The organism is Azonexus sp. (assembly GCF_047638095.1).
Lineage (GTDB): Bacteria > Pseudomonadota > Gammaproteobacteria > Burkholderiales > Rhodocyclaceae > Azonexus.
This window is the reverse complement of the sequence record NZ_JBLJBW010000009.1, coordinates 39,824-57,184: the sequence shown is the minus strand read 5'-3', so window position 1 is coordinate 57,184 and position 17,361 is coordinate 39,824. Positions and strand designations below refer to the sequence as shown.

Sequence of the window (17,361 nt, the reverse complement as noted above, 5' to 3'; positions counted from 1 at the left end):
ACAAGCATCCGGAAACCCATGCCCCCTTTCGCCGATCTCATCCGCGGCCTGCGCCCCATCCCCAGCACCTTCGCTGCCAGCCTCCTGCTCTCTCTCATCGCTTATCTGGGCAGTGTCACCATTGGTAAAGACGGGGCGCTCTACGTCGATATTGCCCGTACCATCGTCGATCATGGCCTGGCCGCCGGTGCCGCCCGCTTCAACTGGATCGGCTTCCCGGCCGTGCTGGCCGGGCTGCATCAACTCAGCGACCTGCCCATCGAAACGCTCGCCTATCTACTTTGCGCCTTGTTCATGGCCGGCACCTGCACTCTACTGGTCGACCTAACGCTGCAACGCGCCCCGCAAGCGACTTGGTGGATCGTTCTAGTAGCGCTCGCCATGCCAGCATTCAACAGTTTCCGCGACGACATTATCCGTGAGCACGGTTTCTGGTTTTTCAGCATGCTGAGCCTCTGGCTCGCCTACCGCTGGCAGGCGCGTGGCGGTTGGTGGCGCGCACTGCTGGTGCAAGCTGCCATTGGCGGCGCCATCGTCTTTCGCCTGGAAGCCGTACTCCTGGAATTTGCCCTGGTGCTCTGGCTTACCCCCAGCCTGCGCCAAGGCGAGGGTTGGCTGCGACTCGCCCAACTCTGCTGGCTGCCTTTGCTCGGTGTCGCCAGCCTGCTGCTGGTTGCCACACAGCTCTCAAGTTCTCGCCTTGAATACTATCTGGCAATGCTCAGCCCATTGCAGGTATACAACGATTTCCAAGCGATCACCCAGCAATTCGCTGCCAGCCTGCAATACAAATACTCCCGAGACGACGCGCATATCGTGGTTCTTGTGGGTGTCATCGGGCTGATCAGTGTCAAGTTCATGAAATTACTCGGCCCATTCATCTTTCCCCTATTTTCGTCGGCCGGACGAGAAGGGCTCAGGCAGGCTGCGTTGGTCTTTTCCCTCCCCTGTATCGCAGCCGGGCTGTATTTCGTGGTCTTGCTGATTTTTTTCTTTCACGAACAATTCGTCAATTCGCGCTACCTGAGCTTCCTGAATCTGCTGCTAACGCCACTTGCCGCCCTTGCTCTGGCGCATTTTTCCGTCAGCCACCGCAAGCTTGCCAAACTGCTGCTGGGATTCGCCCTCATCGTCATGCTCGCCAACGTGGTTTCGTTCAGCGCCAAAAAGACACACTACATCGAGGCCGGACGCTGGCTGGCGGAACATGCTGCGGCCTCTGACGTGATTTATTACGATGAACCGCGTATCGAGTATTACGCCGGCTTCGGCTACAAATCCATGGTCACGTTCTCCCAGGCGAAGGACGAACCCGAAAGATTCCGCTACCTGATGCTCGAAACCAAAGCCAACGAAACCTGGCTTCAGGACTGGCTCTCTGCACACCAACTCAGAATCCTGGCGCAGTTCTCCAATCGCAAGGGGGAAACTGTACTGGCCATCGGCAGATAGCGGGATAGATCATGATGCGCCCTGAAACAACACCTCTGGTTACGGTCATCATCGCCTGCTACAACCACGCGCCTTATATCGCACAATCGATTCAGAGCGTGCTAAACCAGACCTATCCAAACATTGAACTGCTCGTGGTCGATGATGGTTCCAGCGATGACAGCGCCAAGATCATCAAGGCATTGCAAGCCCGATATAGCTTTGATTTCACCGAACAAAGCAATCAAGGATTGTCGAGCACACTCAACCGTGCAATTACGCGCGCACGCGGGAGCCTGATCGCCCCCTTTGGTTCGGATGACGTGATGCTGCCTGAGCGCATCAGCCTGCAAGTTGCCTACATGCAGGACAAGCCGGAAGTGGGCATCTGCGCCGGCAACATCCAGCTCATCGACAGCCGCGGAGAGGCCATCGGAAAACCTGAGGCCAAACGAGCCCAGTTGTGCCGCTTCGATTTTTCCGACATTTTTCTCGATCGGGTCCCCTTACCCCCAGCCGCAACCATGCTGTTCAGAAAATCCGCTCTGCAGGCGGCGGGTGGATTTAATTCAGAAATTCGACTGGAAGACCTGCAGATCTGGTTAAAAATCACCCATGCGGGTTACACCATTGACAGCCTGCCGCAGGTGCTCGCGCAGTACCGTGTACACCCTACGAACACCTTCAAGAACCACCGCTTCATGATCGACAACGTGCTGCAAAGCTATGCGTTGTTTGCCGAGCATCCTTTGTACGAAGAAGCGCGACAGCACTTTCTCAATGGCATGTTTCTTAAATGCGCCCGCACTGACAAAACACTTGCACGCGAGTTGCTCAAACAGATTCCGTACTCGGCCTGGACGCGCAAAACCCTGCGCGGACTGCTGCGTTTATGGCTGCCGGGAAAACCCTGAACCATGAAACTCCTTTGGTTGAAACGCTACCTCGACCGACGTGAACGTCGCAAAATCAGCAAGCTGCCCAAACTGCAACGCGACCGCGCCAAGTTTTTGCGCCGCTATCCCAATTACCAGATGGGCAGCGGCACTTATGGAATGCCCGTGGTACACGACTGGGATGAGGGTAGCACCCTGAGTATTGGTGCCTACTGCTCAATTGCCACTGGCGTAGAGATTTTTCTGGGCGGCCAGCACCGCAGCGACTGGGTGAGCACCTTTCCCTTCCCGGCAAGAATCGTCGAAGCCAGCCACATCACCGATTACGGCGGCAGCCGAGGCAACGTACAAATCGGTAGCGATGTCTGGATCTGCAGCAATGTGATGATTCTTTCCGGCGTCACTATTGGCCATGGTGCGGTGGTTGCTGCCGGAGCCGTCGTCACCCGCGACGTCCCCGCCTATTGCATTGTCGGTGGCAACCCGGCCAGAACCATCGGTTGGCGCTTTGATGCCGAAACCCGCACCGCGCTCCTTGGCACATCCTGGTGGGATTGGCCGGAAGATGAAATACGCTCAATCAGCCCACTGCTGTGCAGCCCCGACATTGAAAACTTCCTGACATACGCCAGGGAACGAAAATCCGCACAAAAATAACCTCCCTCCGATTCGATCGATGACGCAAAACAATCTATCTTCCGCCGCAGGAGACACCGCTTTCCGCCCCGATCTCAATGGCCTGCGCGCTTGGGCGGTGGCCGCGGTCGTTCTTTATCATTTCGGCATTCCGGGATTTTCCGGCGGGTTTGCCGGAGTTGATGTGTTTTTTGTCATCTCTGGTTTTCTTATGGCCGGCATTGTGGTGGGCGGCCTAGAAAAGGGGCGTTTCACGCTCGTCGGCTTTTATCTGGCGCGAGCGCGGCGCATTGTCCCGGCGCTGTTATTGGTCGTACTCGTCGTACTCGTCGTCGGCGCGCTGATTTTGATGCCTGCCGATTACAAACAAATGGGGCGTCACGCGCGGGACAGCTTGTTCTTCATGTCCAACCTGCGCTACCTGAAGGAATCTGGGTATTTCGATGCAGCCTCGCATGAAAAATGGCTGCTGCATACCTGGTCGTTGGCGGTGGAATGGCAGTTTTATTTACTCTATCCGCTCCTGCTCGCCCTGGTGCACCGTTTCTTTCCGAAACCGCGCCTTCTGCTGCTGCTACACATTTTGGCCCTGCTACTTTCCTTCGGGCTCGCCGTATATTGGGTAAATATCAAACCCGAGCGCGCTTTTTATCTTTTATCGGCACGCGCCTGGGAATTGCTTCTCGGCGGCCTGGTTTTTTTTGCCGGCCGCCTGGCATGGAGCCCCGCGCAACAACGCGCGGCAGAATGGCTGGGACTGGGACTGATTCTGGCCAGCATCACACTCATCAACGCCCAGCACTCCTGGCCCGGCGCGCTCGCCTTACCGGCAACACTGGGTGCGGCCCTGGTCTTGCTGGCCCGGCGCACACAATCTTTAAGCACGGGTAACCCGCTCGCGCAATGGCTGGGTTTACGCTCCTATTCCATTTACCTGTGGCACTGGCCAATCTTCGTGGCGCTGGTGTACTTCGACACACAAAAAGACATGCTCTGGGTGGGCGCGGCGCTGGCGCTGTCCTTATTGCTCAGCGAACTGTCCTATCGCGCTGTGGAAAACCCCGCCCGGCGATGGCTGAACGCGCGCGGCAACCTGCAGGCGCTGGCCTGGCTTCTCCTGGCCATCATCATTCTGAGTGTCTTTGCGCAAGCCGCACGTCGTAATGGCTTACCCAAACGCCTGCCAGAAAAAGTCGCCGCCGTTGCTGCCGAGCGTGACAACACCAACCCGCGTCAGGACGAATGCCTGAACAGCCAGGCCCGCTGCATTTTCGGCGGTCAGGAGATACGCGCCATCGTTGCCGGAGACAGCCACGCCGACTCCATCGTCACCGCTGTGCAAGATAGTTTGCCGGCCCCTGAACGCGATGGGCTGGCGTTTCACGCCGCCGGCGGCTGCCTGTTGATAGAAGGTGCCACATGGGCACAGGGCAAACGTGAGGATTGCCAAGAACTCAACACCGCCATTTTTACTGAGCTGGACAAAACCCGTCCAGGCACCCCGCTGATTCTGATCAATCGCCTGAGCGCCTACCCCCTCGGAGATTCCGCCAGCCACACCCCGGCCCAACCCGGAACGCCCTTGCTGTATTTCTCGAAAAAACCGCAACGCGTCGATGCCGCCTATCTCGAGGAATTCCGCCAACACTATCTGGCCAGCACCTGCAAGCTTGCCCAGACCCGCAAGGTTTACGCCTTGATGCCGGTACCCGAAATGCCTGCCGACGTTCCCAAGGCCATAGGTAAGGCGCTCATGCGTAAGTTGCCGGCAGAATTATCAATTTCGCTGACCGATTACCATACGCGCCATGCTTTCGTGCGCGAGGTCATGGCCGAGGCTGCACAGCGCTGCGGCATCACGCTACTCGACCCGCTCCCCTACCTTTGCGATAACGAGCGCTGTTACGGTGCCCGTGACGGCGTGCCGCTCTATGTCGACGACGACCACCTGAGCATGCGCGGCAATCGTCTGTTGATCCCCTTGTTTGCCCCGATTTTTCAAGCCACTGCGGCGGGTGCCGGAGAAAACCCATGATCTGGTTACGTAACCTGCTCTACAAAAACCGTTTTCAGATTAGCTCCGGCAACCGGCTGCAGCTCCCTTCCTCCAGTGCGCGTTTGCTGAAGAAGGTAAAAATCAAGCTGCGAGGGAAAAACAATCAGCTCCTGATTGGCGAAAACGTTACCCTGACCCACTGCGAAATTCGCCTCTACGGTGACAACAACTGCATTGAAATCGGTGATGATGCACGTTTTTCCAGCGGCAAAATTTATCTCTTTGATACCAGCGGGCAACACATCCGCATCGGCGCACAAACCACGGTGCAAGGGGCTTTTCTGCTCATCGACGAAGCCGCCAGCATCGATATCGGGCGTGACTGCATGTTGTCTACCGACATCATGATCCGCACCGGCGACAAGCATTCCATTCTCGACCTGGAGAGCGGCGCGCGCCTCAACCCCTCAGAAGATATCCGAATCGCCGACCGGGTATGGATAGGACGCAGCGCAACCCTGCTCAAAGGCACGGTGTTGCAGCCAGAAACCATCGTCGCCACGCGCGCCCTGGTCAGCCGGGCGTTTACCGAAGGAAATTGCGTCATTGCCGGTGTCCCGGGGAAAATCGTCAAACGCGGGGTGCGCTGGGACCGCGCTTTACTCTGATCTGCCTTTTTGCAGCGCACAGAGCGGCGCAGGTTTGCGCACCCAAAACAGCTCATGGCGGCGCACTGCTTTGCGTTGAAACTCATCTTCCCCCGCGAGTGGCCAGCGGCGGCGCAATAAAACCCCTTGCAGAACCCGGCGCAAGCGTTTTTTGAAGGGCAGAGGGGTTTGCAAATCGTGCTGCATGCGTAAGGCCATGGCTTTGTCGAGCTGTTGCGCGCGATCCAGAACGTGGCAATACAGGGCATCGGCGGGCAGGTCGATCAGGGCGGGCGGCAGGGCGATACCGGTGCCGGTGGCACCCATGGGCCAGCGGTCATTGTCGGACAGGTGGTTGGCGTAGAGGAAACATTCCTCGGGTTGCCAGCCGTCGGCGCGTGCCAGATGGTGTAGCGCCTCGTTCAGCGCCTGGTCGGTGGCGATGTGATCGGGGTGCGGGTCGAGTTCGGGGTGGGGCAGGAGGATGCGTTGCGGGCGGTAGTGGGTCAGGCAGACAAGCAGATCGGCGACCAGATTGTGCCAGGTGGGCTGACCGTCGGCGTCGCCCGGCAAGCTCAGGGGGTTGCTGCGGCGCACCGGGCGGGTGTCGCTGTCGCCGGATTCGCGTGAGGCAAAGGACGTGGCGGGTGCCGCCTGCATTTCCTTGAGGCGCAGGCAATAATAGCCAAGTTGCACACAGTGCGTGGCCGGCACGCCGCCCCAGAGCGGAATGGCCCGGCTGTCCCAGGCGCGCAGACGGCCTTTGAGGCGCGCCGCCTGCGCCGTATCCAAAGCAAAATCGCGCCCTAAACGGCGAAAATGCTCTGCTTCGATTTCGCCTTGCGTCAAGGTGACGATGCTGACTTCGCTGGTTTGCGCGGCGCTGCTGTACCAACCGAAAGCCGCAAGTTCGGCATCGTCGGCATGCGGGGCGAGGATCATGGTGCGCTCGGGCAGCGGGCGCGCCGGGAAAACATGGAGTTCGGCATGTTCCGGCAGGCGGCAGTAACGTCCGACGATACGCAAATTGCCCGCCTGGAGTGCCTCTCCCTGCCCGCTCAGATTCAGGTAGCGCCAGCCTCGCAGGCCGCGCTCGAAGCTCTGTTCGTCGTCGCCAACGATCACGGCGGGATCGAACCAGCGGCCGAGCAGGCGGCCCTGCAGGCGGATTTTCAGAATGAGCGTGGCCTGGGCGATGTCCGGCACATCGACCCCGGCCGGCAGCAGCAAATGAGCCCCCGTTATCGCACAGGTGAAGCGAGGCGTATCTTCCGGGAAGCGGTAACGGTAATCTTCCTGCGGCGCATAAAAAAGATGGTCGGCAAATGCGGCTTCATGGATGACCCAGGCGAGCAGCACGCCCAGCGGCAGCAGCCACCAGGAAAGCCAGGCAGTGAGGGCCAGCAATCCTGCCAGCACGGCCAACATGCCCAGCCGCTTGTTGCGCCGATAGCGTTTGAGCAGCGTTTGTTTGCGGGAAAGTTCCATCATGCCGACAGCCTCATCCGCTCTCGAAAACCGCCACGCTGCGGCACCAGCGCGCCTTGTAGTCGCGGTCGGCGCGGCCGAAGGAGTAGCGTAGATCCTTGCCCAGCGCCCGCGCTTCCGCCCACGCGCTTTGGGTATTGACGAAGGTCAGCACGCTGCCGGGGCTCAGCGCGTTGAACGCCGGATCGACGCCGCCATTGATGTATTCCGCGCTCAGCCAATGGGGCGCTTCGACGCGATAAACGATCTGGATGGCCGCCGGCTGCCCGCCAATACGGATGAAATGCCCGATCATGAACGGGCGCAATGCCGTAAAAACGCGTGCCAGATAGGCCTTGCCCGGCACCGCAAAACCCCAGCGTTTTTCAAAGAGATTTTCGTAAAGCGCAGCGATTTCCTCGGCTGGAAGATGCTGAACCGGCACGATTTCCCCGCCGCTTTCTTCCAGCAAACGCCGCTCGCGGCGCTGGTTGTAGAGAAATTTTTTGCCGTATTCCTCGGGTGGACGCGCCCGCATCAACTGCTCGCCTTGCGCGCGCAAGCCATTGACCTGGCCTGCGTGGATATCGCCCAGATAGCTCGCCCGATGACGCAGCGTCACCCCCTGGCTTTGCGGCGCAAGGGGCAGCAGGATTTCGGCATTGCCCAGATCGAAAACGCCGCGCTTGCCGGCTTTTTTCAGCACCTGCCGCGATAGCGCGAGATGCCGCCCCCAGGTGGGAATGGCGGCCTGCAATGTGTCGCCCGCAAACCAGCCCCGATAGCTAACCGGGATTTCCGCCAGTGCCGACAAGGAACTGACCACCTCCGGATGCGTGGCCACGCTGCCGCCCCAACGCATCCAGGCGGCGCGATAGTCTTCGGCGGAAATGGCCGTCCATCCGCGTTCGCGCAAGGCGCGTAGGCGATTGCCGCAAAAACCCGTCAATGAAAATGAGGAAAGCCGCACGTCACGCCCTCTTGTTCATCATTCAGGCCGCAGACGCTTTGAAGACGATGGCCGTATCCAGCCATTCGCCTTCCGTTGCCAGCATTTTGCGGATGCCGCGCGCCCGCCGGCGCTGTCCGAGCGAGGCACGATAAAAACGCATGTCGGAAAAGTCGATCAACCCCATTTGCCCTTCCGGCATCACGATCACATTGCCCGTGTGCAGGGAGCGGAAAATCATGCCATGGTCAAACAGATGCGCAACGAGCTGGCTCAACTGGGTACGCCAGGCCTGTTTGCGCTCAGCGGATAAATCCTCGCCCAGCATTGTGCGTAGCGAGTTACCCGGCAACGGCGTATACAACACCGCGTCGCGCTCGATGCTTGGAATGCGCCAGACTTTTTCCACCGCCGGCACCGGCACGCCAATGGCGGCGAGTTTCCGGGCATTGTCGGCAAAGCGCTGGGCGTAGGGATAATAAAGCGCCGAGCTGAAAAAACGTTTGCGCCGAAAGAGCTTGAGAATGCGGCCATCGGCAAGCAGCAGGACTTTTTCGCCAAAGCCGTCTTGCTCCAGCACCTCTGCCCCCGCCCGTAAACGCTGGTAATCCGCTTCGCTCAACTTCTCCAACCGGCGCTCCCATCGACTGCCCAGAAAGGCGGCAGTTTAACGCATTCGCCACGGGCTACCGGCGCGGGAAAATCCGCCGCTGCGGCGCGTGGTAGACTCGGCAATCGCTGAAAACCTTGCGCCACATGCCCAAAACCCAAGCCGCTTCGGCCTCCTCCCTGAAAATCTACCTGCGCCTTTTGGGCTATGTGCGCCCTTACATCGGCTATTTCGCGGTGAGTTTGCTGGGTTATGTGATTTTTGCCTCCTCCGAACCGATGCTGGCGGGCGTATTGAAATATTTCGTCGATGGCATCAATACGCCGGGCCAGGATGCCGTGCACTATCTGCCGCTGTTGGGCGAAGTGCCGCTCATCTGGGGCGTGCCCATCCTCATGGTGATGATCGTCGCCTGGCGCAGCCTGGGCTCTTACCTGGGCAATTACTATCTCGCCAAAGTCTCGCTGGGCCTGGTCAATGATTTGCGCCAGGCGCTGTTCAACAGCCTGTTGCGCCTACCTAACCGCTATTTCGACGAAAACAACTCCGGCCACCTGATTTCGCGCATCACCTATAACGTCACCATGGTTACCGGTGCCGCCACTGACGCGATCAAGGTGGTGGTGCGCGAAGGGCTGACCATCGTTTTTCTCTTCGGCTATCTGCTGTGGATGAACTGGAAGCTGACCCTGGTGATGCTTGCCATTCTGCCCGTCATCGGCGTGCTGGTCGGCAGCGCCAGCCGCAAGTTCAGGAAACAGAGCAAGAAGATTCAGGCATCGATGGGCGAACTGACCCATGTCTCTTCGGAAACCATCCAGAACTACCGCGCCGTGCGCAGTTTTGGCGGCGAAGCCTACGAAACCGAACGCTTCAAGCAGGCCAGCGAAGACAACACCCACAAACAACTGCGCATGGTGCGCACCGGCGCGCTCTTTACGCCGGCCTTGCAGATGGTGTCTTTCTCGGCCATGGCGGTGGTGCTTTTTCTCGTACTTTATCTGCGCGGCGAGGCCACGGCGGGCGATCTGGTGGCCTACATCACCGCCGCCGGCATGCTGCCCAAACCGATCCGCCAACTTTCCGAGGTGAGTTCGACCATACAAAAGGGGCTGGCCGGGGCGGAAAGCATTTTCGCCCAGCTCGACGAAATACCGGAAACCGACCACGGCAGCTATAGCGCCGAACAGATCAACGGCCACCTGGAAGTGCGCTCGCTCAATTTCACCTATCCTGGTGCCGAACAACCGGTGTTGCAGGACATCGAATTCAGCGCCCGGGCGGGGCAGATGATTGCCTTGGTCGGGCGCTCCGGCAGCGGCAAATCGACGCTCGCCAACCTCATCCCACGCTTTTATCCGCACAGCGAAGGCGACATCCTGCTCGACGGGGTGGATGTGCGCGATTACACCCTGAAGAATCTGCGCCAGCACATCGCTCTGGTCAGCCAGCAGATTTCGCTTTTCAACGACAGCATCGCCAACAACATCGCCTACGGCGATCTCGCCGGCACCCCGCGCGAGGCCGTGATTGCTGCGGCCAAAGCCGCCTACGCCGACGAATTCATCAGCCGCCTGCCGCAAGGCTACGACACCCTGGTCGGCGAAAATGGCGTGCTGCTTTCCGGCGGCCAACGGCAACGGCTGGCGATTGCCCGCGCCATCCTGAAAAACGCGCCACTCCTGATTCTCGACGAAGCCACCTCGGCGCTCGACACCGAATCCGAGCGCCACATCCAGGCTGCCCTGGAAACCGCCACCGCCCACCGCACCACGCTGGTCATCGCGCACCGGCTGTCCACCATCGAAAAAGCCGACCTCATTTTGGTCATGGAGGAAGGGCGCATCATTGAACGCGGCACGCACGAAGAGCTGCTCCAACACAACGCTGCCTACGCTCGCCTACACACCCTGCAGTTCAGCGAAAACTGATTTTTTGCCTGCACCAGAGCGCGTTTTGCATAAAGCGATGGACATGCAAATGCAATCATGGTGCAATGCGTACTGCATTGAAGCAGCCGCATCACCTGTGTCAACGGAGCGACCATGGGCATTCTCGACCAACTAAAAAGCCTCTTCGGCAACACGCCGAATCTTCCCCTACAGCCGACCACCACTCAGCCCGACACCCCCGCCAAAGCCGCCGAACGCCGCCATGGCGAGCGTGTTGATGCCTGCATGGGCACCCGTGCCATCATCATTGATGACTCAAAAACCATTTGCACCGTGCTGCGCAAATTTCTGCGTTCGGCCGGTTACGAAACCATCGAATGCCTCGATGCGGAACACGGCCTGCACGCCTTGCAGCAGCACGGTGCCGACGTGGTTTTTCTCGACATCATGCTGCCCGGCATGAACGGTTTTGCCGCCCTGCGCGCCATCCGCCGCGACGTGGCGACGCGCAATATTCCGGTCATCATGATGAGCGGCAACGAGCAGGCTATCGAACAGTTTTTCGGCACCCGCATCGGGGCCGACGATTTCATGAAAAAGCCCTTCTCGCGGCAAGAAGTTTTTTTCCGCATGACCCGCCTGCTCGATGCCACCGGCGTACCGCGCCGGACACTCCTCGCCGCCAATGCGGCATCCGGCACCACCGCCAGCAGCAACGCCGCCCCCCGCCTGATGCGCGCTTCCTGAGTGCCGAGCAAAAACTCAAGCGCTATCCGCTAGCTGCGTCAGCGCAGTTTTTGCCGCGACCCACTGGCGGCGGCTGATCGGCAGCTTTTCCGGCAAACCGCGCAGAAGCGCCCAGCCGTAGGCTTCACTATCGTCCCCGCTGGCTTTTTCCACACCTGCTAACGCCGTGCGCGCCACCAGTACGGCCCGGTGCAGGCGCAAGAAGCGTTCGGCAAACTCTTCCTCCAGCTGCGCCAAACTGTCATCAAGCAAATATTCCCGCGCCAGACTGCGCGCCGCAACATATTTCAGATCGGCGCGCAAATACAACACTTCATCGATCGGCACCAAGAGCAAGCGCCCGCGTTCGTGGCAGGATAAATGGCTGCGCCCACCCGCGCGCAGCTGCTGCCCCAGCTGCGCCAGCTGCTGCGCGTCCAGGGCCGGCTGCGGACGTTTTTGCAAAGCCGCCAGCAAACGCTGCAGGCGCACCGGCTTCATCAGGTAATCCAGGGCGTTCAATTCAAAGGCTTGCACGGCAAAATTATCGTAAGCCGTGGTAAAAATCACCGCCGGGGGCTGCGGCAGGCGCGTCAAGTGCAAGGCCAACTCGATGCCATCCATGCCAGGCATGCGGATATCGCACAACACCACATCCACCGCCTGCTCGCGCAAAAATTCGAGCGCCGCCCGCCCATTGGCCGCCTCACCCACGACCTCGTGCGGGTAGAGCACCGCCAGATCACCCAGCAGCGCACGCAGGCGCTCACGCGCCAAGGGCTCGTCATCGACGATGAAAAGTTTTACGGGTGACGACATGGCAAGACGATGTGGGTGCGGTAATGCTGTTGATCTTCCTGGCTTTCCAGACGCGCTTCCAGGTCGTAGTAAAGGGCCAGGCGCTCGCGGATATTGCTCAAGGCGATGTGATGCCCGCCGCCAGAACCGGCGCACGGCGCCACGGGATTGAGGATTTCGATATGCAACTCGTCGCCACGGCGAAAAATACTGACCGTAATCTCGCCGCCCTCAGTCAGCATTTCGATGCCATGACGCACGGCGTTTTCCAGAAGGGGTTGCAACATCAAGGGCGGTATCGGCATGGCGAGCGGCACGGCGGCGATCTGCCAAACCACGCGCAAGCGCTCGCCCAGGCGCAAAGCTTCCAGCGCCAGATATTGCTGGGCCAATTCAATTTCATCGGCCAGGGAAATTTGCTCCGAGGGGTCGCGCATGGCGGCGCGAAACAAATCTGCCAGCGATTCCAGCGCCTCTTCCGCCACCTGCGGGCGGGAGCGAATCAAGGAAAGCACGGCATTCAAGGCATTAAACAAAAAATGTGGGCGAATGCGCGCATTGAGTGCCGCCAAGCGCGCTTCGCCCTGCGCCGGCGTCAGCGCACGGGCGCGCAGGGCAAAATAATGCAGCAACAACGCCGCCGCCCCCACCGCCAGCAGCATGCCGGCCCATACGCTACCGATCGCCAAACCACCGAAACCGCGTCCGTAAGACAACATCGCTGCCGCCAAAACCGCCACCAGAAGCAAGACCAAGGCCTGCCCTTGGCGCAAAGGCAAGCGCCACAACAGATCACGCAGCGCCGCCAAAACCCCCAGAGTGAGCAGCAACAAGGGTTCGACGAAAGAGGCAGCGGCCACAAAACGCAAACTCCAGTCCGCCAGGTCACGCGCATCGATCAGGCTCGCCAGCACGGCCAGCAAATTGACGCCGAGCAAAACGCGCAGAATGACGCCGAAATTACGCCAGTCGGGCAGGGGATGTGTGGCAGGAAAGTGCCGTATACTTGCCATTTTTGTGGCGGAATCACACCGAATCCGCTCTCTCCTTTCAGCGCATTGTAGACCTAAGTCATGACTTCCAACGCCAATCAATACACTTGGGCCGGCCGTTTCTCCGAGCCTGTCTCCGACCTCGTCAAACGTTACACCGCTTCTGTGGACTTCGATCAGCGCATGTGGCGTCAGGATATTCGCGGTTCTTTGGCGCACGCCAGGATGCTCGCACGGCAAAAAATCATCAGCGCACAAGACTTGGCCGACATCGAACGCGGCATGGCGCAGGTGGGCCAGGAAATCGAAGCCGGCGCGCTCGACTGGTCGATCGACCTGGAAGACGTACACCTCAACATCGAAAAACGCCTGACCGCTCTGATTGGCGATGCAGGTAAGCGCTTGCACACCGGCCGCTCGCGCAACGACCAGGTGGCCACCGACATCCGCCTTTATCTGCGCGATGCCATCGACGACATCCAGATGCTGCTCAAAACCTTCCGCAGCGCCCTGGTCGATCTGGCCGAGAAGGAAGCCGCCACCCCCATGCCCGGTTTCACCCATCTGCAGGTGGCGCAGCCGGTGACCTTTGGTCATCACATCATGGCCTACTTCGAAATGTTCGGGCGCGACAGCGAACGCTTTACCGACACCCGCAAACGCGTCAACCGCCTGCCGCTCGGCGCGGCAGCACTGGCCGGCACCACCTACCCGATCGATCGCGCTTTCGTCGCCGCCGAGCTCGGCTTTGAGGGCATTTGCGAAAACTCGCTGGATGCCGTTTCGGACCGCGATTTCGCCATCGAATTCACCTCTGCCTGCGCGCTTCTCATGATGCACATCAGCCGCCTGTCGGAAGAGTTGGTGCTGTGGATGAGCCCGCGCGTCGGCTTCATCCAGATCGCCGACCGTTTCTGCACCGGCTCCTCCATCATGCCGCAGAAGAAGAACCCCGACGTACCAGAACTGGCGCGCGGCAAAACCGGCCGCGTCTATGGCCAGTTGATGAGCCTGCTCACCCTGATGAAAAGCCAGCCCCTGGCCTACAACAAAGACAACCAGGAAGACAAAGAACCCCTGTTTGACGCCGTCGACACGGTGACCGACACCTTGCGCATTTTTGCCGACATGGCGGGCGGCATCACGGTACGCGCCGACAACCTGCGCACCGCGCTGACGCAAGGTTTTGCCACCGCCACCGACCTCGCCGATTACCTGGTGAAACAAGGCCTGCCCTTTCGCGATGCGCACGAAGCCGTCGGCCTGGCCGTCAAGGCGGCGGAAGCCAAAGGCGTCGACCTGCCGCAACTCACACTAGACGAACTGCGCGCCTTCTGCCCGCAGGTGGCGGACGACGTGTTCGCCGTGCTCACCGTGGAAGGTTCGCTCGCTGCCCGCGACCACATCGGCGGCACCGCCCCGCAACAGGTGCGCGCCGCAATCCAGCGCGCCCGAGAGGCTTTGCGGACGTAAGCCGGCATTTGTGCTTTGCAGCAAAGTTAGAAAAGGCTAATATCTCCGGTTGCTTATAACCTACCCAACGAGAAAACCATGTTCAAAACCGTCATCGATAACAGCCCACTCGTCACCGTCAACAGCGGCAAATTTGTCAGCACCTACGCCCTGGACGGCAGCCTGATGAACCCGCTGGAAGCCTTTTACGCCTGCCTGGCCGCCTGCGCCGGGGTGTTTGCCAAGAAAGCCTGCAAGGAATTGGGCCTGTCGCCAGAAGGCATCAGCATCGACTGCAAACCCTTCGCCGGCGCGGGCGGCCCGCTGACCCTATCGCGCTACCGTACCGAGGTGCACTTTCCGGCGCATTTCACGGCAGAACAGAAGCGAGTCATTATTAACAGCATCAATGCCTGTGCGGTGAAGGAAATCGTAAAAGATGGGCCCAACGTCGAGTTCATCGTCAGCGAAATGTGATTTTCTTTGACCGACAAAAAAACCCGCGGTAGCGCGGGTTTTTTTGTCAGTGCAAAACGGCGGACAGATCAGCGGCGGACAGATCAGGCCGCCAAATCTTTCAGCAAATCTTGCAACTCGCCGTTCTGGTACATCTCGCGCATGATGTCGCAGCCGCCGATGAACTCGCCCTTGACGTAAAGCTGCGGAATGGTCGGCCAGTTGGCGTATTCCTTGATGCCCTGGCGAATGGCTTCGTCGGCCAGCACGTTCACCGTGACGAAATTTTCCACGCCGCAGGCTTTCAGAATCTGCACGGCGGTGCCAGAAAAGCCGCATTGCGGGAAGCGGGCGTCGCCCTTCATGTAAAGCACCACCGGATTTTCAGTAACGGTGGCATGAATTTGCTGTTGCGTATCAGACATAGAAACTCCAGTTTCAAAGCTTGCCGCCGGACACGCGATCCGTGCCGGCGAGGTCGGGGTGGGTAAAAACGTCTTGGAAGCCGGCTGCCTGCAATAAGTTCCGACAGGCCAGACCTTGATCGTAACCATGCTCGAACAACAGCCAGCCGCCCGGCATCAAATGCGCACCAGCCCCGGCGACGATCTGGCGGATACAGGCCAGGCCATCGGCTTTATCGGTCAGCGCCATGGGCGGCTCGAAGGGCAAACCATCGCCGCAAAGATGCGGGTCGTCCGCGGCGATATACGGCGGATTGGCGACGATGAGATCAAAGCGCCGCCCGGCCAGCGGCGCATACCAATCCCCCTGAACCAATGCGACCGAGGCTTTGAGACGGCCCGCATTGTTGCGCGCGACATCGAGCGCGGCAGACGACAAATCGACCGCGCTGACCACACTCCCCGGGCTTTCCAGTGCCAAGGAAATGGCGACGATGCCGGAACCCGTACCCAGATCCAGAATCTGCGCCGACCTCCTCAGAGCGGCGCTTTTCTCCAGCGCCAGTTCGATCAACAACTCGGTTTCCGGGCGCGGCACCAAGACCGCCGGCGACACCTGAAATAGGCGCCCGCGAAACTCGGCTTCGCCCAGCAAATAGGCCAGCGGCTCACCCGCTGCCCGACGTTGCACCCATTCCATGAATTGCGCTTGGGCGGGCGCGATAAGCGGTATTTCCGGGCGCGCCAAAAGATCAGAGTGTGAGCACCCACTCGCGCTTTGTATCAACAAACGCGCATCTAGCCGATCAACATAGGCCCGCGCCCAGAGGAGCGCTTCGCCCAGGGTCACGCGCCGCCCGCCAGTTCGGCCAGCTGGTCGGCCTGATATTCGGCGGCCAGCGCATCGAGCACCTCGTCCAAATCACCTTCCATGATGGCGGCAATCTTGTAAAGGGTGAGGTTGATGCGGTGGTCCGTCACCCGGCCCTGCGGAAAATTGTAGGTGCGGATGCGCTCGGAGCGGTCGCCGGAGCCGATCAGGCTCTTGCGCGTGCTGGCGATGGCGCTCTGCTGGGCGCGCATTTGCTGATCCTTGATGCGCGCTGCCAGCACGCGCAGGGCGGAGGCCTTGTTGGCGTGCTGCGAACGCCCATCCTGGCATTCGGCGATCAACCCGCTCGGCAGGTGGGTGATGCGCACGGCGGAATCGGTTTTGTTGATGTGCTGCCCGCCCGCGCCGGAGGCGCGGAAGGTGTCGATCTTCAGCTCCGCCGGATTGAGGTTCACGTCCTCCACCTCGTCGGCTTCCGGCATCACCGCCACCGTGCAGGCCGAAGTGTGGATGCGTCCCTGGGTTTCGGTTTCCGGCACCCGCTGCACGCGATGCCCGCCGGACTCGAACTTGAGCCGCGAATACGCCCCAGCGCCGTCGATGCGGCAGATGATTTCACGATAGCCGCCCAGCTCCGACTCGTTGGCCGACAGAATCTCCACCGGCCAGCGCCGCCCTTCGGCATAGCGCGCATACATGCGAAACAGGTCGCCGGCAAACAGCGCCGATTCATCGCCCCCCGTGCCGGCGCGGATCTCCAGCAGCACACTGCGCTCGTCGTTGGGGTCGCGCGGCAGGAGCAGCTTCTGCAATTCCAGTTCCAGCACCGGCAGACGTGCCTTGGCGGCGGCGATTTCCTCCTCGGCAAAATCACGCATTTCCGGGTCGTCCCGCAAATTTTCAGCGGCTATCCAATCCTGCTCGCACTGACAAAAAGCCTGATAGCACAAAACGACCGGCTCGACCTCCGCCCGCTCGCGCGTCAAGCGACGAAATTGATCCATCGCCCCCGCCGTTTCCGGCGCAGCCAGCAACAAATCGATTTCGCCCAAACGATCGGTCAGTAACGCCAGTTTCTGGCGGATGCTGTCTTTCATAAACTCGTCCGCACCCAGCAGGGGTGCAATAAAAAGAAAAAGCCGAAAACCTTGCGCGCCTCGGCAAGAAGGCGCAGTTT

The 17,361-nt window shown here is 60.0% G+C and carries 17 protein-coding genes; 9 read left to right on the top strand and 8 right to left on the bottom strand.

Going from position 1 to position 17,361, the window contains the following annotated elements; translation table 11 throughout:
* Positions 1–18 precede the first annotated feature (18 nt).
* From ACM62Q_RS03845 to ACM62Q_RS03825, 5 genes are read left to right on the top strand one after another with little or no spacing between them, the layout of a single operon-like run.
* Positions 19–1,452, top strand: a complete 1,434-nt coding sequence (locus ACM62Q_RS03845) for a hypothetical protein (RefSeq protein WP_415033767.1) — start codon at positions 19–21, stop codon at positions 1,450–1,452.
* Positions 1,453–1,463: 11 nt separating this feature from the next.
* Entirely contained in the window at positions 1,464–2,345 is an 882-nt protein-coding gene (locus ACM62Q_RS03840; protein ID WP_415033765.1) for a glycosyltransferase, read from the top strand.
* A gap of 3 nt (positions 2,346–2,348) precedes the next feature.
* The gene (locus ACM62Q_RS03835; protein ID WP_415033763.1) at positions 2,349–2,984 is read left to right on the top strand and encodes a CatB-related O-acetyltransferase; all 636 of its coding nucleotides are present in this window, start codon (positions 2,349–2,351) and stop codon (positions 2,982–2,984) included.
* A 19-nt stretch (positions 2,985–3,003) separates the two neighbouring features.
* On the top strand, positions 3,004–4,998 hold the full coding sequence (locus ACM62Q_RS03830) for an acyltransferase family protein (RefSeq protein ID WP_415033761.1): 1,995 nt from the start codon (positions 3,004–3,006) through the stop codon (positions 4,996–4,998).
* On the top strand, positions 4,995–5,627 hold the full coding sequence (locus ACM62Q_RS03825; RefSeq protein WP_415033759.1) for an acyltransferase: 633 nt from the start codon (positions 4,995–4,997) through the stop codon (positions 5,625–5,627). The genes ACM62Q_RS03830 and ACM62Q_RS03825 overlap by 4 nt, the downstream gene beginning before the upstream one ends.
* On the opposite strand, the gene ACM62Q_RS03820 is transcribed toward ACM62Q_RS03825, so the two are convergent.
* The 3 genes from ACM62Q_RS03820 to ACM62Q_RS03810 are packed head-to-tail and all read right to left on the bottom strand — an operon-like array spanning position 5,619 to position 8,653.
* On the bottom strand, positions 5,619–7,097 hold the full coding sequence (locus ACM62Q_RS03820) for a PIG-L deacetylase family protein (RefSeq protein WP_415033757.1): 1,479 nt from the start codon (positions 7,095–7,097) through the stop codon (positions 5,619–5,621). The two genes, ACM62Q_RS03825 and ACM62Q_RS03820, sit on opposite strands and share 9 nt — an antisense overlap.
* A gap of 10 nt (positions 7,098–7,107) precedes the next feature.
* Complete coding sequence (locus ACM62Q_RS03815) at positions 7,108–8,043, bottom strand: GNAT family N-acetyltransferase (protein WP_415033755.1); 936 nt, start codon at positions 8,041–8,043, stop codon at positions 7,108–7,110.
* A 22-nt stretch (positions 8,044–8,065) separates the two neighbouring features.
* Positions 8,066–8,653 (bottom strand): toluene tolerance protein, encoded by a 588-nt coding sequence (locus ACM62Q_RS03810; protein WP_415033753.1) that lies wholly within the window; start codon positions 8,651–8,653, stop codon positions 8,066–8,068.
* Between the two features lie 125 nt (positions 8,654–8,778).
* Here ACM62Q_RS03810 and msbA point away from each other — a divergent pair, with 125 nt between their 5' ends.
* Together msbA and ACM62Q_RS03800 are read left to right on the top strand one after the other, a co-directional pair.
* Entirely contained in the window at positions 8,779–10,563 is a 1,785-nt protein-coding gene (gene msbA / locus ACM62Q_RS03805) for a lipid A export permease/ATP-binding protein MsbA (protein WP_415033751.1), read from the top strand.
* A 114-nt stretch (positions 10,564–10,677) separates the two neighbouring features.
* Positions 10,678–11,271, top strand: coding sequence for a response regulator (locus tag ACM62Q_RS03800; RefSeq protein WP_415033749.1), 594 nt, complete (start codon positions 10,678–10,680; stop codon positions 11,269–11,271).
* A 15-nt stretch (positions 11,272–11,286) separates the two neighbouring features.
* Here ACM62Q_RS03800 and ACM62Q_RS03795 read toward each other — a convergent pair whose 3' ends face one another.
* Together ACM62Q_RS03795 and ACM62Q_RS03790 are read right to left on the bottom strand one after the other, a co-directional pair.
* Positions 11,287–12,069 carry a LytR/AlgR family response regulator transcription factor gene (locus tag ACM62Q_RS03795; protein WP_415033747.1) on the bottom strand — a complete coding sequence of 261 codons (783 nt, stop codon included), beginning with the start codon at positions 12,067–12,069 and terminating at the stop codon, positions 11,287–11,289.
* Complete coding sequence (locus ACM62Q_RS03790) at positions 12,054–13,061, bottom strand: sensor histidine kinase (protein WP_415033745.1); 1,008 nt, start codon at positions 13,059–13,061, stop codon at positions 12,054–12,056. The genes ACM62Q_RS03795 and ACM62Q_RS03790 overlap by 16 nt, the downstream gene beginning before the upstream one ends.
* A gap of 60 nt (positions 13,062–13,121) precedes the next feature.
* Here ACM62Q_RS03790 and argH point away from each other — a divergent pair, with 60 nt between their 5' ends.
* Both argH and ACM62Q_RS03780 read left to right on the top strand, forming a co-directional pair.
* Positions 13,122–14,513, top strand: a complete 1,392-nt coding sequence (gene argH, locus ACM62Q_RS03785) for an argininosuccinate lyase (protein WP_415033743.1) — start codon at positions 13,122–13,124, stop codon at positions 14,511–14,513.
* 78 nt (positions 14,514–14,591) lie between these two features.
* Positions 14,592–14,969: an OsmC family protein gene (locus ACM62Q_RS03780; protein ID WP_415033741.1), complete on the top strand. Its 378-nt coding sequence runs from the start codon at positions 14,592–14,594 to the stop codon at positions 14,967–14,969.
* 83 nt (positions 14,970–15,052) lie between these two features.
* On the opposite strand, the gene grxD is transcribed toward ACM62Q_RS03780, so the two are convergent.
* From grxD to prfA, 3 genes are read right to left on the bottom strand one after another with little or no spacing between them, the layout of a single operon-like run.
* Positions 15,053–15,373 carry a Grx4 family monothiol glutaredoxin gene (gene grxD / locus ACM62Q_RS03775; protein ID WP_415033739.1) on the bottom strand — a complete coding sequence of 107 codons (321 nt, stop codon included), beginning with the start codon at positions 15,371–15,373 and terminating at the stop codon, positions 15,053–15,055.
* A 13-nt stretch (positions 15,374–15,386) separates the two neighbouring features.
* Positions 15,387–16,202, bottom strand: coding sequence for a peptide chain release factor N(5)-glutamine methyltransferase (gene prmC / locus ACM62Q_RS03770; RefSeq protein ID WP_415033737.1), 816 nt, complete (start codon positions 16,200–16,202; stop codon positions 15,387–15,389).
* Positions 16,199–17,281: a peptide chain release factor 1 gene (gene prfA, locus ACM62Q_RS03765; RefSeq protein WP_415033735.1), complete on the bottom strand. Its 1,083-nt coding sequence runs from the start codon at positions 17,279–17,281 to the stop codon at positions 16,199–16,201. The genes prmC and prfA overlap by 4 nt, the downstream gene beginning before the upstream one ends.
* Positions 17,282–17,361 lie beyond the last annotated feature (80 nt).